Origin of the sequence: Nocardia sp. NPDC050793, assembly GCF_040654065.1 — a bacterium.
Lineage (GTDB): Bacteria > Actinomycetota > Actinomycetes > Mycobacteriales > Mycobacteriaceae > Nocardia.
On sequence record NZ_JBFAHG010000001.1, the window covers coordinates 508,270 to 533,674 of the forward strand.

At 67.0% G+C, this 25,405-nt stretch carries 20 protein-coding genes; 18 read left to right on the top strand and 2 right to left on the bottom strand.

Going from position 1 to position 25,405, the window contains the following annotated elements; translation table 11 throughout:
* The first annotated feature begins 446 nt into the window (after positions 1–446).
* The 10 genes from dprA (at position 447) to AB0H50_RS02310 (ending at position 16,429) form a co-directional block, all read left to right on the top strand.
* Positions 447–1,388: a DNA-processing protein DprA gene (gene dprA / locus AB0H50_RS02265; RefSeq protein ID WP_357445390.1), complete on the top strand. Its 942-nt coding sequence runs from the start codon at positions 447–449 to the stop codon at positions 1,386–1,388.
* 72 nt (positions 1,389–1,460) lie between these two features.
* Positions 1,461–1,703, top strand: coding sequence for a hypothetical protein (locus AB0H50_RS02270; RefSeq protein WP_357445393.1), 243 nt, complete (start codon positions 1,461–1,463; stop codon positions 1,701–1,703).
* 113 nt (positions 1,704–1,816) lie between these two features.
* Positions 1,817–3,496, top strand: a complete 1,680-nt coding sequence (locus AB0H50_RS02275) for a hypothetical protein (protein WP_357445395.1) — start codon at positions 1,817–1,819, stop codon at positions 3,494–3,496.
* Between the two features lie 162 nt (positions 3,497–3,658).
* The gene (locus tag AB0H50_RS02280; RefSeq protein WP_357445397.1) at positions 3,659–4,234 is read left to right on the top strand and encodes a hypothetical protein; all 576 of its coding nucleotides are present in this window, start codon (positions 3,659–3,661) and stop codon (positions 4,232–4,234) included.
* Positions 4,235–4,445: 211 nt separating this feature from the next.
* Positions 4,446–5,672: a DUF4192 domain-containing protein gene (locus tag AB0H50_RS02285; protein ID WP_357445399.1), complete on the top strand. Its 1,227-nt coding sequence runs from the start codon at positions 4,446–4,448 to the stop codon at positions 5,670–5,672.
* A 280-nt stretch (positions 5,673–5,952) separates the two neighbouring features.
* Positions 5,953–6,459 carry a single-stranded DNA-binding protein gene (locus tag AB0H50_RS02290; RefSeq protein WP_357445402.1) on the top strand — a complete coding sequence of 169 codons (507 nt, stop codon included), beginning with the start codon at positions 5,953–5,955 and terminating at the stop codon, positions 6,457–6,459.
* 349 nt (positions 6,460–6,808) lie between these two features.
* Entirely contained in the window at positions 6,809–8,455 is a 1,647-nt protein-coding gene (locus tag AB0H50_RS02295; protein WP_357445405.1) for a hypothetical protein, read from the top strand.
* A gap of 155 nt (positions 8,456–8,610) precedes the next feature.
* On the top strand, positions 8,611–8,922 hold the full coding sequence (locus tag AB0H50_RS02300; protein WP_357445408.1) for a hypothetical protein: 312 nt from the start codon (positions 8,611–8,613) through the stop codon (positions 8,920–8,922).
* A 310-nt stretch (positions 8,923–9,232) separates the two neighbouring features.
* Positions 9,233–15,241, top strand: a complete 6,009-nt coding sequence (mobF, locus tag AB0H50_RS02305) for a MobF family relaxase (RefSeq protein ID WP_357445411.1) — start codon at positions 9,233–9,235, stop codon at positions 15,239–15,241.
* Between the two features lie 384 nt (positions 15,242–15,625).
* Complete coding sequence (locus AB0H50_RS02310) at positions 15,626–16,429, top strand: isochorismatase family cysteine hydrolase (RefSeq protein ID WP_357445414.1); 804 nt, start codon at positions 15,626–15,628, stop codon at positions 16,427–16,429.
* A gap of 29 nt (positions 16,430–16,458) precedes the next feature.
* Here AB0H50_RS02310 and AB0H50_RS02315 read toward each other — a convergent pair whose 3' ends face one another.
* On the bottom strand, positions 16,459–17,274 hold the full coding sequence (locus tag AB0H50_RS02315) for a methyltransferase domain-containing protein (protein ID WP_357445417.1): 816 nt from the start codon (positions 17,272–17,274) through the stop codon (positions 16,459–16,461).
* A gap of 407 nt (positions 17,275–17,681) precedes the next feature.
* On the opposite strand from AB0H50_RS02315, the gene AB0H50_RS02320 reads away from it, so the two are divergent.
* From AB0H50_RS02320 to AB0H50_RS02355, 8 genes are all read left to right on the top strand, one after another.
* Positions 17,682–18,665, top strand: coding sequence for a GNAT family N-acetyltransferase (locus AB0H50_RS02320; protein WP_357445419.1), 984 nt, complete (start codon positions 17,682–17,684; stop codon positions 18,663–18,665).
* A 98-nt stretch (positions 18,666–18,763) separates the two neighbouring features.
* Positions 18,764–19,084: a WXG100 family type VII secretion target gene (locus tag AB0H50_RS02325; protein WP_357445422.1), complete on the top strand. Its 321-nt coding sequence runs from the start codon at positions 18,764–18,766 to the stop codon at positions 19,082–19,084.
* Positions 19,081–19,377, top strand: coding sequence for a WXG100 family type VII secretion target (locus AB0H50_RS02330; RefSeq protein ID WP_357445425.1), 297 nt, complete (start codon positions 19,081–19,083; stop codon positions 19,375–19,377). The genes AB0H50_RS02325 and AB0H50_RS02330 overlap by 4 nt, the downstream gene beginning before the upstream one ends.
* Before the next feature lies 1 nt (position 19,378).
* The gene (locus AB0H50_RS02335) at positions 19,379–20,794 is read left to right on the top strand and encodes an HNH/ENDO VII family nuclease (RefSeq protein WP_357445428.1); all 1,416 of its coding nucleotides are present in this window, start codon (positions 19,379–19,381) and stop codon (positions 20,792–20,794) included.
* A gap of 15 nt (positions 20,795–20,809) precedes the next feature.
* Positions 20,810–21,256, top strand: coding sequence for an ankyrin repeat domain-containing protein (locus tag AB0H50_RS02340; protein WP_357445431.1), 447 nt, complete (start codon positions 20,810–20,812; stop codon positions 21,254–21,256).
* The gene (locus AB0H50_RS02345) at positions 21,253–21,696 is read left to right on the top strand and encodes a hypothetical protein (RefSeq protein ID WP_357445434.1); all 444 of its coding nucleotides are present in this window, start codon (positions 21,253–21,255) and stop codon (positions 21,694–21,696) included. Before AB0H50_RS02340 ends, AB0H50_RS02345 begins: the two co-directional genes overlap by 4 nt.
* An 87-nt stretch (positions 21,697–21,783) precedes the next feature.
* A complete protein-coding gene (locus tag AB0H50_RS02350; protein ID WP_357445437.1) occupies positions 21,784–22,260 on the top strand; it encodes a PPC domain-containing DNA-binding protein in 477 nt (158 codons plus the stop codon).
* Between the two features lie 102 nt (positions 22,261–22,362).
* Positions 22,363–23,547, top strand: coding sequence for a helix-turn-helix transcriptional regulator (locus AB0H50_RS02355; RefSeq protein ID WP_357445440.1), 1,185 nt, complete (start codon positions 22,363–22,365; stop codon positions 23,545–23,547).
* Here AB0H50_RS02355 and AB0H50_RS02360 read toward each other — a convergent pair.
* Positions 23,528–24,832 carry a serine hydrolase domain-containing protein gene (locus AB0H50_RS02360; RefSeq protein WP_357445443.1) on the bottom strand — a complete coding sequence of 435 codons (1,305 nt, stop codon included), beginning with the start codon at positions 24,830–24,832 and terminating at the stop codon, positions 23,528–23,530. The genes AB0H50_RS02355 and AB0H50_RS02360 overlap by 20 nt on opposite strands.
* Positions 24,833–25,405 lie beyond the last annotated feature (573 nt).

The window sequence follows — 25,405 nt, forward strand, 5'->3', positions numbered from 1 at the left end:
TGATCCGGGTCTATCACGACCTTCTCCGGGCTCAGTGGCAGGTGCGCGACAGCCTGAGCAGGCGGTCCGTGGCCACCGCTCGATAACAGTCGAGTTCGCGAACCGACGACCGCCCGCAGTCCGCACGGGGATTTCCCTCCGCTGGAACTGCCTGCCCAGCTGATTCGAGCCAGACGGCGAACGTTTCGGCAACCTAGCGCCCCTCTTCGGCGCAATCTCGCCCTCGCCAGCGATGCGAGTCGTTCTCGCCGATCCCAGAGCCGACTCGTGCCCGCGCTCAGGTGCCTCAGGGAATCCGCAAGCACGGGGATCGGCCCCCGACCGCATCACCGACGCGACACCACCCCGAAATCAGGCGCGCCGTCGCGCCACACCAGAGGCGTCTACCGCTGGCCGCCATCGACCGCGACATCGACACCCCTCACACCCCTTCCTCGGAGGTTCCCATGACCGAAAGCCCCGATCAGGCTGCCGCGCCCACACCTGTCGCACCGATCACCGAGGCGCGGCGGCTGGCATGGGCGATCCTCGCTCGCGCAGCGCTGACCGCCAGCGCCGCAGTCGATGAGCTTCTTGCTGCCGCCGACGGCGACCCCGAGCGGGTAGCCGCACGCTTGACCATCGCCCCGGCTGCGGTCGGTGTGCCTGCCGATCTGGCGGGCTTGGCAGTGCGTGATCTCGAACGTGCTGCCGCGGTCGGGGCGAGGCTGTTGACTCGCGAGGACCCGCAGTGGCCGACGGCTCGGTTTGCTCGCCTCGACGCACCGCAGGTGTGTGGGCATGCCCCGCTCGCGTTGTGGCTGCGCGGCCCGCGACGGCTGGATCCCTTCGCCGAGGACACGGTGGCGGTGGTCGGGGCGCGGGCGGCGACCGACTACGGATCCCGCGTCGCTTATGAGATGGCCGCTACCTTCGCCGAGCGCGGGTGGACGGTGATCAGTGGTGGCGCCTTCGGCATCGATACGGCGGCTCATCGTGGCGCGCTGGGGCATCCGGCCTCCACGATCGCGGTCACCGCGACCGGCATCGACCGCTACTACCCCATCGGCAACCAGCGTCTGCTCGAGCAAATCAGTACCGAGGCGCTGATGGTCTCGGAGTACCCGCCCCAGACCGGCCCTGCCAGAGACCAGTTCCTGCAACGGAATCGGATCACCGTCGCGCTGGCGCGTGCGGTGGTGATCGTCGAGGGCGGCCGTGTCCGCGGTGGCAGCGCCAACACCGCCCGGTGGGCGCGCGAGCTTGCCCGCCCGGTGTTCGCGGTGCCGGGCCCGATCACCTCGGCGGCCTCGGGCGGCCCGCATGCCCTGATCCGCGACGGGCACGCCCGCCTGATCACCGACGCCACCCAGGTCATCGACGACCTGCGCGCCACACCCGGCATCTGAACAATTCGCGTTCGCCCACAACCATTTTTGAGGCTCACCCCAGGCTCGATCGATTGTCAGGAGGTTCGATTCATGCCCGCACCCACCCCCGTTGTCGCGCTGCACACGCTGACCCGCGAGCAGTACGCACGCCTCGAGCAGCGCGGTCTCGCCGGGCCGCTCACGGCGATACCGGACTCCTCGGTGGCCGACCGGTGGCGCACCGACTACCTCGACTGGCGCGGCCGCTACTGGGCCTACGTCGAAGGCAACCACGGGATTCTGCTGCTGCGCCCGGTCAACGTCGCGCGCCAGTCCACCCAGCGTGCCGCCTGACCCAGCGGCGCACGCGCTGAATTGGTGTTTCTCGTTCTGCGATAACCGTTTCCGGCGCGGCGGCTCCACCAGTGGGTGGGGCCGCCGCGCCGTCGTCTATGGAGGAGCCTGTCTTGAGTCCGACCGCACTCTCCGTTGTCACCGATCCCGCCACCGAGCCCGACACCGTCGCGGCCGGCGCTTCGCAAGGCCCCGCGCCCACCGCCGACCCCACTGTGGTGGAGACGCCCGCGGCCGCCGAGGGCGAGGTGCTCGTGCCGCCGCATGCCGAGGCCAAGTACCTGGACCCCGCCGAGTTGCTGATCGCCGAAAACGTGCGCAAGAGTTTCGCCATCGCCGACCACCCCGAGCAGGTGGCGACGATCGAGCAGTTCGGTGTGCGGGTGCCGGTGCTGGCCGAACGCGAGCCCGACGGGTCGATCCTGGTCTATGAGGGTCAGGTCCGCACCCTCATCGCCCGCCACCTCGGTTTGGCGCGGATCCCGGTGTGGGTCACCGACGCTGCCACCGATCTCGACCCCGCCGAGCGACGGATCGTACGCACCCTGGATCAGATCACCCTCAACGAACGCCGGATCCCGACCCCGGCAGGCGACCAAGCCGCCGGTATCGCGCTGACCCTCGAACTGGGCGCATCGGCCACCCGCGTCGCGAAAGCCACCCAGCGCAAACCCGCCGAGGTCCGCAAGATCGCCGCGGTCGGCAAGTCCGCCACCGCCAAACGGTTGCTCGATGACAAGCAGTACAGCCTCGATCAGCTCGCGATGATCGCCCACTACGAAAACCTCGGCGACACCGAAGCGGTGCAGCAGCTGCTCACCGCCTCCCGCTACCAGGTCGACTGGACGGCCAAACGAATCGCCGCCGACCGCGCCGAAACCCGCGACCGGCTCCAGGCGTCCCTGGTCTACGCCGCCTACGGGTTCGGGGTACTAACCCGCCAACCCGACACCAGCACCAGCGAGCCGACGTACTACCCGGCCGAGGAGATCGCCACCGCCACCGGTGATCCCGTCACCACCGAGGTCATCTACGCCGACCCGGCGCGGTGGGCGGTGTTCCTCGAACTCGACCGCGACGCCGAAATCGTCGACAGCGACACCGGCGAACCGGTCGACCCCGACACCGTCGACTGGACCACCCGCGGCGACTCCTCAGCCGAGCCCGGTGAAGGTCTGCGTCACGCCGACACCGTGACTCGCCGTGACCGGTGGACGCCGTTGTACTACCTGCCCGCCGACCAGCTCGCCGACAGCGGTCTGCAACTGCGCGTCGACACCGTCGATGCCAGCGACGAAGAAGCCGTCGCCGCAGCCGAGGCGGCCGCGGCCGAACGTGAGCGCGCCCGCCAGGCTCGGCATCGGGTGATCGAACTCAACAAGCGGGGCGCAGACTCCCACCAGCGCCGCAACGAGTTTCTGGCCAAGCTGGTGTCGGGGGCGCGTCCACCGGCGCAGACCGCTGGGTTCGTGGCCGAAGCGTTGGCGCGTGGGCTCGATCCTGCGGTGCTGCACAAGGTGACGACCATGCTGAAGGTCGGCGGGACGACTGACAAGCTGGTCGACGCGATCCACGCCGCCTCTGCCAATCGGGCGTGGATGATCGTGCTCGCCATGCAGCTGGCCGCGCACGAGATCGAGGTCGGCAAGAGCTTCTGGCGTGACGGTGGTTCCAGGACCCGCCGGTACATGCGATTCCTCGGCGAGGTCGGAGCCGAACGCGATTTCGCGTTGGTCGACGTCGAGCAGGCCGCCGCTGGAGACATCGATTACCACGACATCGACATCGACTAGCGCCGGTACCGCCTGGCCCCATTCCCGGCCCAGGTGATCGCGGTCATCTGGCTCGAAGCCGCTTTTGAAACAACCAGATCACCTGTCTACGCCCGTCCCGCGAGCACCGGCTCGTGGGGCGGGCGTTCGTTTCCCCACCCACAGCAATGCAGGAAGGAACCCATGGGCACCCGAGGATTCATCAGCTTCGTCGCCGGCGGGCAGGAGAAGACGACCTACACCCACTCCGACAGCTACCCCAGCGGGTTGGGGCTGGACGTGCTGGGGTGGCTGCGCACCGCCGTCACCTCCCTCGATGTCCTCACCGAGAGGGCCACCAGCCTGCTGGTCGTCGACCCGGGCAGCACACCGACACCCTCCCAGATCGACCACCTCCGCCAGCACGCCGATCTCACCGTCAGCGATCGCCGCCTCGACGACTGGTACTGCATGCTGCGCGACACCCAGGGCGATCCCGAGGCAATTCTCGACGCTGGTGTGATCGAAGACGCCCGCACGTTTCCGCTCGACTCCCTCTGGGCCGAGTACGGGTACCTGATCGACACCGATACCTCGACGTTCGAAACCTACGTCGGAGCTCAGAGACGCCCCCACGATCGCGGCCGGTTCGCCCACCGCCGCCTCCCGGACTGGGATCCGATCGTCGACAAGTACTACCCCGTCGCCCTCGTCGCGTCCTGGCCGTTGAACGCGATACCGACCGACAAGGCGTTCCTCGACGCCTTCCCCGCCGACTGACACTGCGCACCAGCCCGGCGAAACAGAAATCGGCCTGGCCGCTGACATCCCTGGGCGGCCGAGCCTGATCCGACTGCTCGCGGGCCGTGCGCCCAGCCAGCCCCATCGACACCGACCCGTCACATCCCAAGGAAGACAGGCCGGATTCACCACGGAGAACGCGCTGGCGGCCCACGCGCCGCACCCGCACTCGGAAGGGAGTCGAAAACCCATGTCCGACAACAGCGAGCACCCTCCCCGCTCAGACAGCGGCAAGACCACCCCAGTTCCTGACCAAGCCTGCGAAGACAGCGCTGCGGCCGGTACGCTGCGTGTCGACGAGCCGGGAAACTTGATCGCCGCCCTCCCGGCGATGCTCGGATTCGCCCCACAGCGGTCGCTGGTGGTGATTGTGCTGAGCGATTCGGTGAATCCGGGCCAGGATCCGGTCATCGACGTGGCGCTGCGATTCGATCTGGAGCACAGGAGTCGCCGGTCCCTTGTCGCCGCCTACACGCAGACCGTGGCGCAGATCTGTGCCGCCGAAGGGGCCCGGCAGGTGCTGGCGGTGATCATCGATGATCGCGCGCGCCCATCACGGCGCACCCGCGGAGACAGCGCGGTGAGCACCGGGCCGTGGGCCGCGCTGATCGACGCCTTCGCACGCCAACTCGCCCGGGAAGAAATCTTCCTCGCACACGCGTGGGCCGTGCGCGCGATCCAGCCACAGCGACGGTGGTGGAGCCTGCTCGACACATACCGCCATGGGAGGCTGCCGGATCCGGCAACATCGATCGTGGCGGTGGCCCATGTGCTCGCCGGACACCCGATCCGCCGCGACCGCAGCGAACTCACCGCTCTCGTCACCCCCGACCACGACCTGGTCGCGCAGGTGACCGCACACCTCGACAGCGCCCACGCTCGTGCCCACGAACGCCACGAGACCGCCCTCCGGCACGGTGAGCCCGACCGATACCACCGGCGCGCACTCGAACTCGTGCTGTGGCAGATCGCCGACACCGACTCCGGCGTCGCGCCCACCGCCCCGCAATGCGCACAACTGGCTGCGGCACTGCGGGATCGGACCGTGCGCAACTCGTTGCTCGCCCTGGCCGTCGGTCCTCATGCCGCAGCCGCGGAAACCCTGTGGGCCGCACTGACTCGGGCATTGACCGGCAGCGACTGTGCCAATGCCGCAGCACTTCTGGGCTACAGCGCCTACATCCGCGGCGACGGCCCGATCGCGAGCGTCGCCTTCGACGCCGCCCTGCGGGCCGACCCGACGCACTCGATGGCGATCTTGCTGGAGACCGCGCTGCGCAACGGAATGCGCCCCGAGACCCTGCGCCGGTTGGCCTATCGCGGTCTAGGAACCGCCGCCGACCTCGGCATCGACCTCGAAACCCGCCCACCGACGAGCCCTGCGGCTCCCGATCACACCGCGCCGAGTGACCGTTAACACCGCCGAACTCGGGCAGTGGATCCGAGCGAACCTGCCCGCTGTCGAGGAGGACCGGTTCGGGTCCTGGCACACCACAGCCCCTCTGATCAGCCCCAACGTCGGCTTCTCACGGTGCCTCAGCCTCGCATCAGCGGGGCGACCCCGACTGCCCTGGGAGCGCGACGCCTAGGCGGCCCCCGCACCCGACGCCGCGATCAGCACACACACCAGCGCAGACCACCGTTTTCGTGTGGTCGGGCGCGCCACCCTATTCCGCCAACAGTGAAGGAGCACAGCCATGGCCGGAGACACCGTCATCACCGTGATCGGGAACCTCACCGCTGATCCGGAATTGAGGTTCACCCCGTCGGGTCTGGCGGTCGCGAATTTCACCGTCGCCTCCACCCCGCGGGTTTTCGACCGCACCACCAACGAATGGAAGGACGGCGAGGCGTTGTTCCTGCGGTGCTCTGTGTGGCGTGAGGCCGCGGAGAACCTAGCCGAGTCGCTGACCCGCGGGGCGCGGGTGATCGTGTCCGGGCGGCTCAAGCAACGCAACTGGACCACCGACGACGGCCAGAAGCGCAGCACCGTCGAACTCGACGTCGACGAGGTCGGGCCCTCGTTGCGCTACGCCACCGCCAAGGTCACCCGCACCACCCGCCCTGCGGCGACGACCAACCGCCCCGCCGCGGCGGAATCGGATCGTTCCACCGAGCTGGTCGGTGCCGGAATCGGTGCGGGCCAGGACCCGTGGGCGGCGGCCAGCGGCTGGGGTACCGGTGGTGACGATCCCGGGTTCTGACCCGGGAGGTGTTGTGAGCGGTGGGTGAGGGCTGACCGTCTGGCCGACTGCCCCGCCCGACGAGTGCTACCAGCGCGGTGACCCGCCACGGCTGCGGGCCCGCGCCCGGACACCACCGAATTTCCCCGCGCAACGTCCCAGCCGCACTCCGGCGGTTTGCGTTGTAAGCGCCGGAAATTCGGTGCCGTCCGCCTCGGCGCGTTCCCTCCGCCGCGTCGGGTCCCCACCCTGGTCGACCGCACTCGGGCGGGTCAGCCGACCAGCCGCCCAGCCCCGTGCCGGGGTTCGTGCCATCGTGCGCGTCCCGGTGCAGGGCTGGGGCGTTTCTACGACACGACAGGAACCGGTGATGACTGCTACGACAACTACTCTCGACGTTGCTGATATCGACGCTGTTCCCGCTGTTTCGCCGTTCGCCAGCGCGCTCGGCGAAATCGACTACCTGCTCGACGTCGACCCCGACCGGGCGCGGGAACGGTTCACCGCTGTGCTCGCGTTGGCCTCCCCGCAGGAGCGGGCACTCCTCGACCAGGCCGCCGACATCCTCGCCCGCCATCCGTTCAAAGTCGCTGCCCGCCAGCTGGGTTGGATGGCCAAAAGCCGACCCGAACTGCGCGCCATGATCACCGATCTCACCGCCGACTCCGATCCCGGTCTGCACCGGCCCGCGCTGCCCGATCCTTCGCAGGTGTCCATCGAGGCCGCCGAGTGGGTGCGCCGCTCCATCCGCGAGCGCCGCAACTGCGACCGCCTCACCGCCACACCCTCACCCGCGACCGACGCCGCCCGCTACACCCCCGCCGCGATCGCCCACCGCCGTTCCCGGCGGCCGGTGGCCGGTGCGGTGAGCCTGCGCCACCGCGACCGCGACCAGCGCAGCGCCGAGCAGCGACGTCGCGCCGATGCCGAGTTCGCCGACTACGCCGCCGGGCGGCTCTTCGCCATCGACGGTGAGGTCGAGCCCGATCACACTGTGCCGGTGGCGGATCCGCGTAAGCCCGCGCATCTGTTGTGGGCGCATGTGCAAGCCGAGTTGTGGGATCGCAGCTACTTCCTGCACGTCGCCGAGAACTACACCGAACACGACTGCGACCTGCTCGCTCCCGAATCATCCACCTCCCGCTCGACCCAGGGTCACACCCGACACGGTCGCCACGCGGTCCTCGACGACGCCGCCCGCGCGTTCCTCGACGAACGCGACACCGACCCCGTCGACGATCGCCGCCGTTCGGGTCGTCGCCGCGGCTGGGCCACCCTGCCGCCGAGGATCACCGCGGCCGACCGGATGCGGTTCGCGTCCAAGCGGACCGGGTTGTCGACCCCCAGCGACTACGACGAGTTCCTGCCCTACAGCGACCTCGATGTTCCCGAGGACACCTGGCAGGGTTCGGGTTTGGACTACGACCTCGCGGCGATGGTGCCCTACCTCGGGTGGCCATGTGTCGGCTGCTGGATCGACCGCCCCAGCGCCGACCGGCGCGCCATCCACACTCGTGATGGCCGCCGGGTCAGTGACGACGGGCTCTGCGATGTCTGCCGCGCCGACGGCCACCCCGGCATCGCGCCGTTGCCCGCCCCCTGGGGGATGCCCAGGAAGGGGTCCGACGGACAGGTGCACCCGGCCGCAGGCCTCACCCGTGAGGAGATGCAGCAGTTCGTCGAATCCCGCTGCGCCTATATCGCCGCCACCCATCCGCAGCAGGTGCGTGCGCTCCTCGACCGGGTCCGCGCCGCGGCCGCCAACACCGGACCCACGTGGCGGATCATCACTCGCTGGATGGCGATGAACCTCGAGCAGCCCGCCGTCGAACGGGCGATGCGACGTCCGACTGCTCCGTGTCGGCGGCGGCCCGCCGCGCTGGGTGCCGGGCAGCGGATCGGCCGCTGCGACGCGTGCGCTCGTCCCGGTGTCGTGCACGCCGACAACTACTGCACCTCCTGTCGGCTCGACCTCGGCCTGGTGCCCCGACGCGAACGCACCGCCCGCGGCGCCTGATCCATCGCTTCCCTTTTCGGCTCCGGTCCGCCGCGGTGACTCGCTCCCGCGCCGGACCGGCCTACCACCGATCCCGTCAGGAGGCCCGCATGCACCATCCGCCGATTCGTCCCCGCCTTCTTCTTCGTGCCTTGCAACGATGGCTACAACCTCAGGTGACCGTCACGGTCTTGCTCAACGACGAGCACGACGCCATCATCGTCGGTTTCCGCCCGGGCGCACGACTGGTCCTCGCCTACCGCTACACCCTGCCCGCCGCGACCGCCGGAACCGATCCGCTACTGCTGGAACGGGTCTTCGCCGCGTTCAACGGCGAGCCCGTCCATCCCGACGATGAACGCCACGCCGACGCGTGGCCAGCCAAAGGACTTCGGTCGCTATCGGTTGGTGATGTGGTCGCGATCGACAACCGCCATTACGCCTGCGACTCGGCGGGCTGGACGCCTATCCCCGCCCTGCGCACCTGACCGATCCCGACGGTGACCGCCGGACCGGGACCCGCCAAGCAGCACGGTCCCGGTCCCTCAGCCCCCACCACTGCTCTCTCGCAATCAAATCCACACAACCCCAGCCCTCACACCCCCTCATCGCACCCCATATCCCGCCTCCTCAACCATCTGATCCCCACCACCCCCTCCCTCCTCTTCCCTTTTTCACAAGCACACCTCTGGCATCCAAGGTAACGATCAGGTAACGACCAGCGGTTTTGTGGATTGTCCGATATTTCGGACAGTCGGAGCCCTGGAGATAAATGTCGCGGGCGCGCTGGATGGGTTTATGACCGCGACGATTCATAAAGTCGTCGCAGGCAACGGCTTTCAGTACTACCTGCGAAATGTCGCCGCGAATGATGCTACCTCCCGCGGCCGTTCGAGCCTGTCCGACTATTACTCGGTGCACGGTGAGTCGCCGGGGCGTTGGCACGGCACCGGCTTGAGCGCACTGGGCATCGATGTCGGCGCGGAAGTGACTGAAGCGCAGATGAAGTCGCTGTTCGGGGTGGGTCGCCACCCGAACGCCGAGACGATCGAAACAGCGGTCTACGACCGGCAGATCCACCTCGGTGCGAAACCCAAAGACGCCGCCCGCGCCGCCGACGAGGCGTCACGTTTGGGGAATCCGTTTCGTGTTTATGCCGAGGTTTCCGAATTCCGCAAACGCTGCGAACAAGCCTTCCGGGAACACAATTGCGCGCACGGCCGGGACCCGACCGCAGCGGTTCCTGATGAGGAACGGGCTCGGATTCGCACGCATGTCGCGTTCGATATGTTCACCGACGAGTACGGGCGCGCGCCCTTGGATGCGCGCGAGTTGTCGGGGTGGATCGCGAAGCACTCGCGCCCACCGACCACCGCGGTCGCGGGTTTCGACATCACCTTCTCCCCGGTCAAGTCCGTCTCCGCGCTGTGGGCGATCGCGCCGCGGGCGGTGGCCGAGAAGATCGAGGCCGCCCACCAGGCCGCGATCGGCGATGCGTTGCGGTGGCTCGAACAGCACGGCATCTACACCCGGTTGGGCCGCAACGGGATTCGACAGGTCGATGTCGAGGGCATCGTCGCCGCTTGTTTCACCCACCGCGAGTCCCGCGCCGGGGATCCAGACCTGCACACCCACGTGCTGATCGCCAACCGCGTGCGCACCCTCGACGGCCGCTGGCGCACCCTCGACAGTTCCACGCTCCACCAGGTCGTGGTCACGGTTTCGGAAATCTACAACACCCGCCTGGAACACCACCTCTCGACCACCGTCGGGGTGGAGTTCGCCGCACGTCCCGACACCGACCCGGCCAAGCGCCCGATCCGCGAAATCGTCGGTATCCCCGTTGAGTTGATCGAGCGGTGGTCACAACGGGAGGCCGCACTCAAAGTGCGGTTGGGTGGGCTGGCCGCGGAGTTCCAGACTCGGTTCGGGCGTGAGCCGATGCCGATCGAGATGTACAACTTGGCCCAGCGCGCCACCCTGGAAACCCGGCCCGCCAAACACTCGCTGCGCTCCCGAGCCGAGCAGCGCGCCGCGTGGCGCGCCGAGGCAGTCGAGCTGCTCGGCGGCCGTCAGGCGTTGGCCGATGTGGTTGCTCGTGTCTTGAATCCGGTGCGTGCCGCGCGGGTTTCGGTGTCGGCGGAGTGGATCTCTGGTGTCGCGCAGCGGGTTCTCGAGGTCGTCTCCGAGCATCGCTCGACGTGGCGGGCCAGCAACATTCGCGCCGAGGTCGAGCGCCAAGTCCGCGGCCACATCAGCGCGGCGGATTGGGAACAGGCGACCGAAGCGGTTCTCGCCGAAGCACTCTCACCGGTGCGGTCGATCCAACGCGGTGACCCCGACCTGGCCGAAGAGCCCGTACTACGCGTAATCCCGCAGTTGGTGCGCCGCCGCGACGGCACCAATGTCCACGTCCGCGCCAACACCCAGCTCTACACCAGCGCGCACACATTGGCCGTCGAGCAGCAGCTGATCGAGCTGTCGGTGCAACCCGGCGGACGCCAACTTCGCGCCGAAACTGTCGCCGATGCGGTGGGCGACTACAACGCCGCGAATCCGGATCGTCCGCTCAACGCCGGGCAGGTCAGTGTGGTCGAGGGCTTCGCCAGCTCGGGTTTGCGGGTGCGCACCGCGAACGCGCCCGCGGGGTCGGGCAAGACGACCGCGATGCGGGTGCTCACCGACGCCTGGCGCGCCAGCGGCGGAACAGTGCTCGGTTTGGCGCCGACCGCGGCCGCCGCGGCGGTGCTGGGTGAGTCGATCGGCGCGCGGGTGGAGACCGTGGACAAGGTCCTCGACGTGCTGAACCGGCACAGCCTACGTCCGGACAACCCCGCGCTGGCACGGGAACACCCGCCGTCGTTGCCGCAGTGGGTGCTCGACATCGACGCCGACACGTTGGTCATCGTCGACGAGCACGTCAAGATCGGCAACCGCAAACGTCTACAGCTCCTGCAATTCCTGGCGCGGCGCGGCGCCACGATCCGCTGCCTGGGCGATGACCAGCAGCTGCCCGCGATCGAGGCAGGCGGTGCGCACACCGACATGGCCGCCGCCGCACCCGAACACCTCATGACGCTGACGCACGTCGTTCGTTTCGCTTCCGCGGCGGAGGCGAGTGCGAGTTTGCAGCTGCGCGAGGGTGATCCGGCCGCACTCGGGTGGTATCTGGACAACGGGCGCATCCACGCTGGACACCACGGCGCCACCCACGACGATGCCTACACCGCCTGGATGCGCGATCACCTGGCCGGTCGCGACACCATCATGCTCGCCCCCACCCACGAGGTGGTGACCGCGCTCAACGCCCGCGCACGCACCGACCGCATCGCACGCAACGGGGGCCGATCTGGTGCGGAAGTGATGCTCTCGGACGGGCTCTATGCCTCGGTCGGTGACACGATTCGCACCCGCCGCAACGACCCCAAGCTGCGTTTGGGTGCACGCGATTGGGTCCGCAACGGCTACGCCTGGACCGTCGAGCACGTTCACGACGACGGCAGTCTGACCGTCACGCACCTGCGTTCCGGCACCAAACCGGGCGCGACGGTGCGCCTTCCCGCCGCCTATGTGCGCGCGCACGTGCGCCTCGGATACGCGACGACGATCGATTCCGCGCAAGGAATCACCGCCGACACCTGCCACGTCGCGCTCACCGGATACGAAACCCGCCAACAGCTCTACGTCGCCCTCACCCGCGCCATCCACGCCAACCATCTCTACGTTCCCACCGCGCTCGACGGCAGCGAGGCCTCGTTTTGGAGCGAGCCCGCGGTCTTTCCCCGCACCGCCGTGGAGGTCCTGTTGCGCGTTCTGGACCGCGACGGCGCCCAGAAATCCGCGCACACCGCACTGCGCGACGCGCTCGATCCGTATCAACGGATCGGTCGTGCGCTCGATATCTACCTCGACTCCATCGGTCTCGCCGCCGAACACGCGCTCGGCGTCGAGGGCCTGGAGCGTATCGACACGGCTGCGGAAGCCGTGCGCGCCCACCTCACCGACGCCCCCGCCTACCCGGTGCTACGTCAGCACCTGGCGATCATCGCATTGTCCGGACACGACCCGATCGCCGCCTTGCAGGCCGCCGCAGCCGAACGCGAACTCGACACCGCCGACGACCCCGCGGCTGTTCTGGATTGGCGTTTGGACCCCACCGGCGCGCACTCCAGCGGCCCCGGCCCTGTCCCGTTCGCGCGCGGTCTACCGCGCACGCTGGCCGATCATCATCCTCTCGCCGAGCAGCTGGGGGCGCGCGAGCACATCGTCACCGACCTCGCCCACCAAATCCGCGAGCACACCCAGACCTGGACACCAGCGACCGCACCGCACTGGGCGCGATCCCTGCTCGGCATCGACAACCAGCTCGTCGCCGAACTCGCGGTCTGGCGCGCGGGACTGCATGTCCCCGACCGCGACCTACACCCCACCGGCCCCACCCGCTACGCCGTCGTGGAGCGCGAATACCAGCAGCTCCTCGACGAACGCCTCACCGACGCCCTCGGCGACACGAACCTGCCCATCAACAAATGGGGCCCGGTCCTCGAACAGCTCGACCCCCGCATCACCGACGACCCGTACTGGCCCGTGCTGGCCGACAAGATCGAACTCGCCGACCGCGCCGGCCTCGACATCACCACCCTGCTCACCGACGCCGCCGCCAGGCGCCCGCTGCCCGACGAGATGCCCGCCGCCGCGCTGTGGTCCCGGCTCGAACTCGAACCCTCCGCCCTCGACCAGAACCTCACCAGCCACGAACTGCGCCCGCACTGGCTGCCCGCACTACACACCGTGCTCGGCACCGTCACCGCCGAACGCGTCATCGAAGACCCCGCCTGGCCGCGGATCGTGGCCGCGATCGACCGCGCGACCGGCACCCGCTGGACACCCCACGACCTCCTCGCCACCGCACACGAACTGCTGCTGAGCGCCCAACCCGACCACGCCCCCAACCTGCGCCCCGACCAACTCGCCTCCGCCCTGGCCTGGCGCATCGACGCACTCCTGCGCCACCACCCCACCCCAACCCCACCCTCTCCCGCCGACCCGAGCGCACCCGAACCGGCCGAACCAACCGTCACCGCCCCCAACAACCCCGCCATCGACCCTGTCCAGGAGCCCCACATGGACACCGACCACAACCAACACCCCTCCCCCGAACCGACATCGACCGCCACGACCACGGCCTCCCCCGGAACCGACAACCTTGCCGCCGACCTGCGAACAGTCGCCGAACTCTTCCGGACCGGGCAGATCCCCGCCGCCATCGCCGCTTTCCGCACCGCCACCGCCTCGCTCACCGACGATCAACACGCCGTCCTCACCGCGATCGCGGAAACCCTCTACCACAACAGCTTTCCCGTCGCCCGCGCCCGCCTGGCATGGGCCGCCGAACAATTCCCACAACACGCCACGCTCATCCGCGCCTGCACCCCCACAACCGACCCGAACACCTATCAACCCGACACCGACACACGCCAACCCACCTATCGGCGCGACCGCCGCCACGAAGCCGCCCACGATCACCGCCAACACCGTGACCCCACCCGGCGACGAGCACCCCGCACCCGCGCCGAGATGGCCGCACACGACCTCGCCGAGGACTTCTTCGACCAGCGCGCCGACACAGCCATCCCGCCGCCGGACCAGCCGCTGGACGACGGCATCTGGAACCCCTTTTCAATCCACCCGCCCACCAAAAAGCGACCACCCGGCTACACCATTGATTACGATCGCGCGGCCCTCCCCGACACCCGCGGCCTCGAATGTGTCAGCTGCGGACTCGAACGCCGCCGCGCCGACGCCACACCCATTCCCCCGCGCCGCAGCGACGACGGACTGTGTAGCCAATGCCGAGGCTTCGGCGAAACCGGCATCCCCGACCACGACCCCGCCGAACACATCCGCGCCCGCTGCGCCCACCTCACCACCACCAAACCACCCGCCGCCGCACGCGCCATCCTGCGCCGCGACTGGCGCGCCACCCCAAACCCCCACCACCGCAGCATCATCGAAACCTGGGTACGCGAGCACCTCCCCGACAACACCACCACCGAGCCAGCACAGACCTCATCGATCGACCAAACCCCCGACAACCCACTGATCCTGCTCACCGACGACCAACTCGCCCAGGGCATCGACCACCTCGAGCTGCGCTTAGCCCTCACCGACACCGAAACCGCGATCTTCAACCCACCCACACACAGCCCCGACGAAACCGACCCCGACGAACTCGCACTCCGACATCGAGATGCCCAAGAGGCCATCCGCCACGCCCACCACACCGCCCAACAACTCCACCAGGCGGTGCAAGTCGCTCACGCCGCCGCCGTCGAACTCGACGATGCTCGCGCGACGCTCGAATCCACCCCCGGCTACCGACGAAACCAACGCCGCGAACTACAGACACGAATCACCGCGTTGGTCGCCACGCACAACGACCTCGCACGTCAGCGCGACGACGCCCGGACCGCCGCCCGCAGCGCCCACCGGGAAGCCATCATGCTCGCCGGACCCGAAACCGACTGGCACCACATCCTCACCAACAAACCCGAACCCCCAACCGCCGCAGCAGCAGCCGAACCCAGCAACACCGCCGAACAGGAAACCCGAGCGCGCATCACCGACATCACCAACGAACTCGATCAACTGCGAGCCGAACAGCATCGCCGCCACACTCTCACTCCAGACCAAATCCGCCATGAGCAGCACCAACGCACATCAGCAGCCGAGGACACCGGCGCGTTCCTCTACGAGGCCGATGCCAGCTCTTCGTCTCCCGGCCCCGACGACGGCATCGGTCTGTGACCGCAATCGACAGCGATAACACCGTGCGTGATGATCAGAACTGTCGTGTACGCAACCTACGCCGCCGTAGCGGCATCGGAGTATCCGGAGCGCCCGCATGTGTTGGGCCGCAGAGTATTCAGCCGCCTCGAACGGCCAGACTCTCAGCATCGCACCTCAACACTCGTGAGCTCCGGCCTAACGGATTCCGGTTGGACGCGTCCGTAACGACAAGACACGGTCATCTCCGGTCGTGTTCCTTCTCGTCCGATCGAATTTCATCCCACCGCCGATGCGTGTGGACACGATCGCCTCCGGATCCACCCAGCACGTTTGTGGCCATTCCGCCACAGCGATGGCAGCCGAATTCGAGAATGGGAATGACACGAGGAGGGGACCGCGCTGATGCCATCGACTGCCCTACTGGTGATCGACATGCAGAACTCCTATCTGCGCCAGGACGTGCGCGATGCGCTCGGATGGCCGCCGATCTGGCGGCTCCCGGAAGTCACCGACGAATGCCAGTCACTGCTGAGCGCCGCCAGAGACCTCGGCGTTCCCGTGATGTATTCGCGTCAAACAACCACTCCCGCAGGTCATCTAGCGTTCAATCCACGTTCGGCGCGGCACCTGCGGGCTCGATCGCCCCTCGTTCCAAACCTGCCGGTCGCGGAGCGGAAGTGGCGCGGTCAGGTGATGGACGCCGTCGCGCCGCAACCCGGCGATATCGTGCTCGACAAGACCCGTCACAGCTTCTTCGCCTACACCGAGCTCGACCCGATCCTGCGTACCCTCGGCGTCCGACGACTGATCGTGGCGGGCCTGCAGACCAACGTCTGCGTCGAAGCCACCGTCCGGGCCGCCCTCGAACGCAACTACGAGGTCGCCGTCGCCGAGAATGCCGTATCGACCGACGGCCCGGCGCTGCACGCCGCGTCGCTGAACTCGATGCGAGTCATGTACGTCGAGGTCGCACCGTGGCAGGAGCTGATCGAGCCGACGGCCACGTGGAGCCGTGCCTACCAAACCCCTGACTACGGACGCGATCCCACCTACTGGTCCGACCCGACGATTTGCGCCCTCGAGGAGCAGCAATCCGATGGCGACGCCTCGACAAGCTCGGCGGGGAGCGCTTCCCTAGGCATCGGCAGTACGTCGGAGTCGATGCAGTACAGCACCATGGGGTCGAAGCCCTCGCCGGACGCTTGAACTACGGCCCATCCGAGTAGGTTACGGGCTCACTTGCCGCTGGTCACGTCATCCCCGATGTCGGTGCGCGTAGCGATGAGCTGGAAGAACCTCGCTGTGTAGATGTAGGGCGTGCGTGTGGCCAACGCGAGTTCGAGGCGTTCGAGCTGAGCGAAGAAGACCGGGTCGGTCTTGCGGTTGTCGTCGACGATGAGGTCGCACACGCTACGGATCCCGCAGTGGGCAACCACCCGCAGCCCGGCGGCGGCCAGATCGAGCGCGACGCGATCCGCGTAGCAGGCACGAGTCTCGGTGCTGTAGGTGGCGGTGAAGCGAATGGGTGCATCCAACAGGCGCAACGCCTCGTCCAGGTCCAGGCTCCGCACTGCGGTGAGCAGCGGATCAGCATCAGCGTTCGGCGCGATCACCGAAACAAGTCCCGTCGCAGACAACGGCGCGGCCAACTCGGCGATCACGCGGCCGGGGTCAGCAACGTACTGAATGAGGTTGTGGCACAGTACGACATCGAAGTCGGCGCCCCCGAACTCACGAGCAACGGATTCGACACCGACCAGACGCGTGCTGATCCGGTCACCGACACCGCGCCCATCAGCGAGAACCCGCGCTTCTGCGAGGGAGGGCTCGGAGATGTCGGCGATCGTGACGCAATGACCTCGTACAGCGAGTTCGATGGCGTCGAGGCCGCTACCGCCACCGACATCGAGAACCTCGAGCGGTCCGGGCGGCAGATGCGCAGCCAGGTTGGCCGCCGCCGTCGTGTATCGCAGCCTTCCCCACGGGCTGGCCTGCCACCGCCGGAACTTGCCCAGCTCGAGGTCGAACACAGTGTCACTCGATTCGCCCATCGCACCTGTTCCCTTCGTCATCGCCTTCGCTGTCCCCGCCGACCCGGACGTCGCCGACTACGACCGCGGACACGCGAAGACCGCACACACCTCGTTCAGGCTCAACAACTTCGGAGCACTCGACTCCGCCACCACGAACCCGCCCCTGCGAGGACGGAATGTCCCCTGCCGCATCAGAATAGGCATCCCTCCCGCCGACACACTTCCCACACTGCCTGCGGCCCGGCAAGGCCCGCCATCTTGGTTGGCACTACGAGAGTCCTCGTAATGGACCCGGCGCGGCGTCGATCCCAGAGAGCCGGCAGGCGTGTCTGCGCGCCGGTGAGGGCCTGCTCCAGTTCGGCGATACGCTCGCGTCTCGACGATAATGCGTTGCGCCGCTGGCTGGTTCTGATCAGGCTCAAGCGATGCGCATCTACCGAGTGGCAGCTGACAGTTGGCAGCTCGTGCGTGATGTACGTCTGCAAGCCCTGCGGGAAGCAAGGTTCGGTGTTTTCGGTTCCGGGTTCGAGGTCGCCTCGGCGTGGAGCGAAGAGCAGTGGCGGCGCTGGATGGCTCGGCACACGCTGTTCATCGCCCAGCACGACGATGCGCTGGCCGGTTCGGCCAGCGGGTTTCTCTATGACGGGCAGCCCTCGTTGGGGTCGGTGTGGGTCCATCCGGATACCCGCGGCACCGGTCTCTCGGATGCGCTCGTCGGCGCAGTCGTCGACTGGGCACGCGCAGCCGGACACCACCAGCTACACCTGTGGGTGTTCGAGGACAACAACTCGGCTCGTGGCCTGTACACGCGGCTTGGATTCGCCGAGACCGGCAGGCGCAAACCGGCATTGGATGATCCTGATGTCACCGAGATCGAGATGTCGCTGCCGCTGATCTCAGGTACCAGCAACCGGGCTGATGTCCGGCTGCGGCTACTCGGGCAGGGCGACGAGCAGCAGTTCCTGTCGGTCCGCAGCCGTCTGCAGGCCGATGGCTTCACCTTCGCCAAGGACTACCGCGGACCGTGGGTCGCCTATCTCGATCGGCTCGACAGGACTCGCCGCGGCATCGACCTCGAGCCCGACGCGGTGCCGAGCACGTTCCTGATGGCCGAGGACACCACCGGGCAGATCATCGGCAGCAGCGACATCCGCCATATGCTCACCGACAAATCGATGCGCTGGGGCGGCCATATCGGCTACGTCGTCGTCCCCGACCGGCGCGGACAAGGAATCGCGACCGAGATTCTGCGCCAAACGCTGCCGCTGGCAAAGGATCTCGGCATCGTCCAAGCCAGGATGACCTGCCGAACCGACAACGTGGCCTCCCGCCGGGTTATCACCGCCTGCGGCGGCGAGCTCGACACCATCACCAGCGACGGCATCTGCCAGTATTGGCTTCCAATCTGAAGCTGGCCGTGCGGCGGTTCGCCGAATTGCTCTGGGCTCGAGCGGATCAGCCGGTCGGATACGATTCGGGGGCGGTCTGTATCACCAAGGGGGAGGTCATGTCTGGCGAATTCGAGGTCGAGGTTGGGCGTCTGCGTGAGGTGTCTCGGTTCATCGCGGATAAGGCGCGCGCCATCCAGGACGAGCTGGGTCGATTGGACTCCACGATCGGCAAAGAGCTCCTCGCCGACGGTTGGCAGGGCAAGGCAGCCAGTGCATATGACGAGTCGTGGGTGGAGTGGAAGCAGGGCGCCGACACGATCGTCGCGGCGCTGGAGGAGTCCGCTGCGAGTTTGGCCGAGGCAGCGATCCAGTACGAGATGCAGGACGAGGCCACCAGCTCTGTGCTCGGCGGTCTGCGAGGGCTGGATCTGCCGTGACACATGATGACCGCTTCCGGGTCGATCTCGAGCAGCTCGATGCCGCGATCGACACGATGGACAAGTTCGGCAAGACGGTTGCCGACTGGCTGGCCGAGATCGACCGGCAGATCGCTGATCTGCATTTGAGCTGGTCCAGTCAAGCTGCGACCGCGCAGCGCACTGCTCATGACAAGTGGAGCGCAGGGGTGGATGAGATGCGGGAGAACCTCAGCGAGCTGCGGGAAGTGGCGCGGATCGCGCACACCAACTATTCGAGCGCGATCGAGTTGAACCAGAAGATGTGGCCCTGAGATGACGGCCCTCGTCGTGACACCGGCGGAGTTGCGTACGGCGGCGGGGTCGATCAAGACGGCGTGGCAGTACTCGTGGAACGACATGAACGCGCTGTTCACGCGTCTACGGGAGTGCGGGGGCAGCGCGGGCACCGACAAGCCAGGGCGCCAGTTCTCCTCGGACTACGACCCCGTCGCGCAAGCGGCGGTCGACGCGGCAACAGCGTTTGTGATCGGCCTGAGTCAGATGCACGATCTGCTCCAGGCCACCGCCGCCAACCACGCCAACGCCAATCAACTCTCGGTGCTCGGCGGCCCGCCGGACGCACTGGCATTTCCGCCGGGCTCGCTGGAGTGGATGCAGCGACCCGAGATCCCGAACATCTTCGGCGGTGACTCCGGCGCGCCGTCGTGGTGGGACAAGATCGCCGAGTACACCCAGGGCGAGGTGTGGCCCAACGCGAAGGTCGACACCCTTCGCGATGCCGCGACCGGGTGGAGTTGGTGCGCTGAACAGCTGAACACGCATCTGAACTTCCAACCCGCCCGCGATGCCGTCAGCGGTCAGCAGACCCCGGAAGCCCAGCAGATCCTCGACCAGATCACGCTGCTCGAGAACCAAGCCAAAACCCTGTCCTCGCAGTTCATGACGCTGGCGCACGGGTTGGCTGGCTACGCCCAAGCTGTCGAGGACACCCGCAGCACAATCCTGCACGAACTCGGTGAGTTCGCGGCACTGTTCGTCGCTGTCGAGGGCGTCTCGTGGGTTCTGGCCAGCGGCACGGGTGGGTTGTCGGTACTGGGCGGCAACGGCGCTCTGGCCGCGCGTGCGGCGGTGGTCGGCGGCCGGATCGCCAACGCATGCCGCGGTCTGGTCGTCACCGCCCAAGCCACCGGTCTGCCGGTGATCGCGGCGACCGGTGCGTTCGTGCGGTCGGTGCAGGAACTCACCCCGCTGATCACCTCGCAGGTCAGTCTGCTCACCGCGCAATCAGCGGGCTTGGTGAATCCGCTGACGCTCGATGATCTGCGGTTGCTCTCGCGCACGCGACCGTATCTGCGGGTGACCACGACGCGGCCGGTCCAAGCAGCCGCGCCGAAGACCACCGTCAACGGGCAAGAGTTCTACATCAGCGCGACCGATCAGAACGTGCTGATCCCGGTCAGCGGCAAATACGATGATCCAGCGATCCTGAAGCTGCCGAAGGATCCACGCGGTGAGTACTACCTCGGTGCGGGCGGTATGAAGTACCCGATCGACTCGACGCCGATCATGGGTCACCAGTACGGCCACGAGTTTTGGCGGATGCGTGAGCACGCCCTACGGGAAGGGATGACCTGGAAGGAGTTCTGCGACTACGTCAACAACCCGAGGTTCTATCGAATCGAAGACGCCCCCGGTAACTCCCGCCACCTGTTCGAAGCCCCGCGATAGGAAGGACCACGGCCGATGTGGAAGAAGAAGCAACCCACCGTCTCCCGCGACCGCGAAGGCCGCACCGAACTGCACTACGCCGCCGCCGACACCGAAGGCGACAAACACGCCCGCGTCGCCGAACTCCTGGCCTCGGGCCTGGATCCCAACGACCGCGACAACGACGCAGTCACACCCCTGCACGGCGCCGCCCAATACGACGGCGTCGAGACCGTGCGCGTACTGCTCGACGCCGGCGCCGAGGTCAACGCCCAAGACCATCAAGGCGACACCCCACTGTTCTACGCACTGCGCAGCCCCTGGAGCAGCGCGGCGGTCGTGCAGCTGCTACGTGACCGCGGCGCAGACCCGCTGCTCGCGAACGCCCGCGGCAACACCCCCCTGTCCTACATCCGCATGATCACCAACAAACCCGACATCCGCGCCGTCTTCACCGACCTGCTCGACGACAAGCCGTCATGACCGACCTCACGGAATGGGAGCGCCAACTCGAAGCCAACCTCACCGAAATCCGCCAGAACACAGCCCAACTTGGCAAAGCTGTGGCGGCTGTACGTGGACGAGCGGAGATACCCGGACTCGCTGTAGAGGTCGACGCTCACGGCACCATCACCGACCTACGAATCACGCCGGGCGCGATGCGCTGGACCAACACCCAACTGGCCAAAGCAATCACCGACACCCACCGCCGCGCCCGCGCCGACGCCACCGCGAAGACCGACCAGCTCCTGCAGACAGCGGACCCCCGCATCCGCCCCGCAGCCGAACATCTGCGCGGCGAACCCACACCCACACCCATACCCAGCCCAGCCGATCCTCGGCCGATGACCGAAGACGAGATCCAAGCCGCCGACGATGCGTACTTCGAACGGCGCAACCGCGAAGGCTGGAACGCAAGATAGGACAGTGGCGCGAGCATTCGCCGTCGCAGGCGGTGACCAGCCACCGCACGCCTGGCCCTGGCCAACAACCCAGAGGAACAACCACTGATGCGCGCCCACGAACTCACCCTCGGCCGAACATTCGGCCTCGTCTTCGACCACGGCGAAGACTTCTACCCGACTCTCATCGACTTCTGCCACCACCACGGCATCCGCAGCGGCTACATCCCTTCCTTCATCGCAGGCTTCAGCGAAGTCGACCTCGTCGGAACCTGCGACCGCCTCGACAACCCACAAGCACCACTCTGGAGCAAAGTCCACCTCCGCAACGTCGAAGCATTCGGCGGTGGCACCCTTGCCCATAACCCCGAAACCGGCGAGATCAAACCCCACATCCACGTCGCAGTCGGGTTGAAAGAACACTCAGCCACCGGCCACACCAGCCACCTCCTCGACGCCCGCATCCAATTCCTCACCGAACTGCTCATCATCGAAGTCGTCGAACCAGGCTTCCACCGCATCCCTGACAAAGATCTCTATGACGTTCCACGCCTGCATTTCACCCCGAATGTGGGCAATTCGTGACCAAGGAGCTGGCGGGTAAACGGTTGCCCGGCCGGGATCCTCAGCCATTGAGGATCAAATCGCAGCTGGCGCGCCGAGATCGGCAGCCGCAATAATTGCGTCGTGAGGCCAAACTCTCGCGACCTCGATCCGCGTGACACAGCCGAGGCTCTGTTCGGAGCCGAGCTTCGAGCTCGGCGGGTTGCGGCAGGGCTTTCGCTGCGGCAGCTGGCATCGCTCGTGTTGATCAGCCACGCCCTGCTTGCGCGGATCGAGACCGCTCAGAGACGCCCACAACCGGACGTGGTCGACCGGCTCGATGCCGTCCTTAGGGCAAACGGAGAACTAAAACGCTGGGCAGAACCTCTCACAGACTTCGCCCGACCGCCGTATCGCATTGAGTTGGATCCTGATTCGGCTGAGATCGCGGTTCGCAAACTGATCACGAAAGTGCGCACAGCGGATCACACGATGGCTGCCGGACATCTCGATGACGTAATCGTCTATGCCCACGGGGCTCAGCAGATCGTGTCGCGGGTCGATGCATCGCAACGTGTTTCACTACATCGGGCTATTGCCGAAGCTCACCAGTTAACTGGCTGGATGCAGTTCGACCGCGGCAGCGTTGCGGCGGCCGAGCGCTCCTTCACTGCCGCGCGGCGAGCGGCAGAACAGGCCAACGCGTTGGATCTGCTGGCTTTCGTCGGTGGACCGAACGCGGGCTTCGTGAGCACATGGGCCGGCGACCCGGACCGTGGCGCCGAACTTTGCTATGCGTCACTGGGCTGGGCGCGCCGCAGTCAGAACCACCGTCTGACCGCGTTCGTCACAACGATGGCGGCGCGTGCTCACGCTCGAATGGGTGAGACGGAATTGTGCCTACAGATGTTGGGCGAGGCGGAGACAGCATTGTCCAGGCATCGGCCCGACGAACCTGATCCGGTGTGGCTGGAAGTGTTCGATGATGCGGCGCTGGCTGGGCATCGCGGATCGTGCTTGCTGGACCTCGGTCAGTTCCGGGCCGCGGTGGATGCGTTGCGTGAGCAGGAATCCTCTAGCCCGGCGGCGTTCGTGCGTAACCGGACGATCTGGCTGCTGGAGCAAGCTGAAGCACAGTTGCGCATGGGTGACCAGGAAGCTGCGGCAGCGACGGTGGAGCAAGCGATGAATGGTGTGGAGTCTGGGTTGATAACTCCACGAGTCGCACGACTGTTTCGCTCGATCGATCTGAAACTTCGTGCCTGCGAAGACGCGGCCATCGCTGAAATCCGGGACCGCTTGGAGCTGTTCATCGCGGCGTCCTTGTGAGCGGGTAAGTCGCCCAGCGCATCTCGATACCTCGAAGTGATTCGGCGACCTCGAGTAGTTCGCCCTGGAGTCGACCTTCAGCGGCGCGAAATCGTCCAGGGCCTTCTTCGATGAAGTGGGTGTCGGTGGTGTCCGGTTCGCTTGCGAGTCGGGCGTGTAGGCCGTCGTGCTCCCAGCGAAACACCGTTTCGTCAGCTTCTGACCACCAGCTGCCCAAGATCTGCTGGATATTCTCCGGGCACGGTACAGGGCGCCATTCCATTTTTGGGGCTGCTGGTTGTAGTGCGACCACCTCCAGAAGAACCTCTTTCGCGAGATCAGCTGGTCGTACTCCGCGGGTCACGTTGGCCAGCACCACAACGGTTACGCCGGCACAACGATCCATTATCAGCGCGGATTGGAACCCCGGCATCGCGCCGGTATGACCGGCGACCACCCGGTCGCCGCACCGCTCCAGGATCAAACCGAGGCCCCATCCGCGCGTCCACCCTGTGGTGTCGACCATGACTTGCAGGGTGTGCATCTTCTCGACGACAGCCGCGGGCAGAACCGCTGATTCGCCTCCCGCGAGGGCATAGCCCCAGCGCAGAAGATCATCAGCTGTGGACCACAGCTGGCCCCCCACGCCGATCGCTGCTTGATTCATCACCGGCTCGCGGTGCACCCCGTCGATATTAGGGTCCAGCCGGTACCCCACTACAGCACTGGCCGGTTGAGTCCACATCGTGTCAGTGAGCCCCAACGGGGTCAGTAGGGTCTGTTCGATCGCGGCTTCGCATGGCCGATTGGTGACGGTCTCGATGATCTGTCCGAGGACCGCATAACCCAGATTGGAGTAGTGCCATCGCTGGCCAGGCTCGGCGACCAATTCGACCTGGCGAAACGCGTCACGCAACTCCGCAGCCGATGGTCCTTGCATGGTCTCCCACATCCTGGTCGGAGCTTCACGCTGCAGCCCGCTGTGGTGGGACAGAAGCATCCGTAAGGGCAGGTGTCCGAACGGCGTGTCAGGTAGGTATCGGCCGACCGTGTTGTCTAGGTGGAGATCGCCTTGTTCGGCGAGCAGCAGTGTCAGCGCGGCAGTGAAGGTCTTGGTGATAGATCCGATCCGGTAACTGCTCTCACCGGTCACGCGAACGCTGTTCTCCCAATCAGCCCAACCAGCCCAGGCGTGGGCGAACAGCTTGCCATCAACAGCGACGGCCACCGTCAGCCCCGGGATCCGCGCGGTTGCCTGCGCGTGGACGACCCGGCCAACTAGTGCCTTCTGGAAGTCGCTGTCCATAAGCCTCTTTCCGTCGGCTCCAGCATCCCACACGCCGTCCCGACCGCCTGTCGCCAAATTATTTGTCAACATCATCAGCCTTCCAGACACCGTCACCGCAGGCCAGGGTAGGGGGAGCACTCGGCGCAAGCCGTTCGGTTTCCTCCGCAACACCAAACGGCGGGCACCAGCTGTCGATCGGACAAACCCGGCGAACACGACAACATGTCCGAGAAACGGTCCCGGTGCCCAAGTCGCCGAGTGCCCCGACAAGGAGGCTCTCGAATGCACCCCACATCAGCAACCGCCCTATCAGCAGCCATCACGCCCACACCGTCATCGCCGGTGCAACTCGCCGCGCCGCAAACCGACAGGACCATCACCGCGGAGGTCGCCCGCAATGTGTTGAGTCAGGAGCCTTGCGTGACGCCCCAGCTGTGGACGCATGCTGCGGCGCTCTTGTCGGCCGGGCTCGACGAGGACTAGCCGAGGGGACACGTCCATGTGGTTCGGCTATGCCCGCTGGGAATTGCTGTCTGGCCAGGAGCACGCGGCCATGTACCGGGCAGCGATGCACGAGTACGCAGCGCACTT

Coding starts and splice junctions, on each gene's coding strand:
- dprA (WP_357445390.1), top strand. CDS start 447: ATGACCGAAAGCCCCGATCAGGCTGCCGCGCCCACACCTGTCGCACCG.
- AB0H50_RS02270 (WP_357445393.1), top strand. CDS start 1,461: ATGCCCGCACCCACCCCCGTTGTCGCGCTGCACACGCTGACCCGCGAG.
- AB0H50_RS02280 (WP_357445397.1), top strand. CDS start 3,659: ATGGGCACCCGAGGATTCATCAGCTTCGTCGCCGGCGGGCAGGAGAAG.
- AB0H50_RS02285 (WP_357445399.1), top strand. CDS start 4,446: ATGTCCGACAACAGCGAGCACCCTCCCCGCTCAGACAGCGGCAAGACC.
- AB0H50_RS02290 (WP_357445402.1), top strand. CDS start 5,953: ATGGCCGGAGACACCGTCATCACCGTGATCGGGAACCTCACCGCTGAT.
- AB0H50_RS02295 (WP_357445405.1), top strand. CDS start 6,809: ATGACTGCTACGACAACTACTCTCGACGTTGCTGATATCGACGCTGTT.
- mobF (WP_357445411.1), top strand. CDS start 9,233: ATGACCGCGACGATTCATAAAGTCGTCGCAGGCAACGGCTTTCAGTAC.
- AB0H50_RS02310 (WP_357445414.1), top strand. CDS start 15,626: ATGCCATCGACTGCCCTACTGGTGATCGACATGCAGAACTCCTATCTG.
- AB0H50_RS02315 (WP_357445417.1), bottom strand. CDS start 17,274: ATGGGCGAATCGAGTGACACTGTGTTCGACCTCGAGCTGGGCAAGTTC.
- AB0H50_RS02320 (WP_357445419.1), top strand. CDS start 17,682: ATGCGCATCTACCGAGTGGCAGCTGACAGTTGGCAGCTCGTGCGTGAT.
- AB0H50_RS02325 (WP_357445422.1), top strand. CDS start 18,764: ATGTCTGGCGAATTCGAGGTCGAGGTTGGGCGTCTGCGTGAGGTGTCT.
- AB0H50_RS02335 (WP_357445428.1), top strand. CDS start 19,379: ATGACGGCCCTCGTCGTGACACCGGCGGAGTTGCGTACGGCGGCGGGG.
- AB0H50_RS02340 (WP_357445431.1), top strand. CDS start 20,810: ATGTGGAAGAAGAAGCAACCCACCGTCTCCCGCGACCGCGAAGGCCGC.
- AB0H50_RS02345 (WP_357445434.1), top strand. CDS start 21,253: ATGACCGACCTCACGGAATGGGAGCGCCAACTCGAAGCCAACCTCACC.
- AB0H50_RS02350 (WP_357445437.1), top strand. CDS start 21,784: ATGCGCGCCCACGAACTCACCCTCGGCCGAACATTCGGCCTCGTCTTC.
- AB0H50_RS02360 (WP_357445443.1), bottom strand. CDS start 24,832: ATGGACAGCGACTTCCAGAAGGCACTAGTTGGCCGGGTCGTCCACGCG.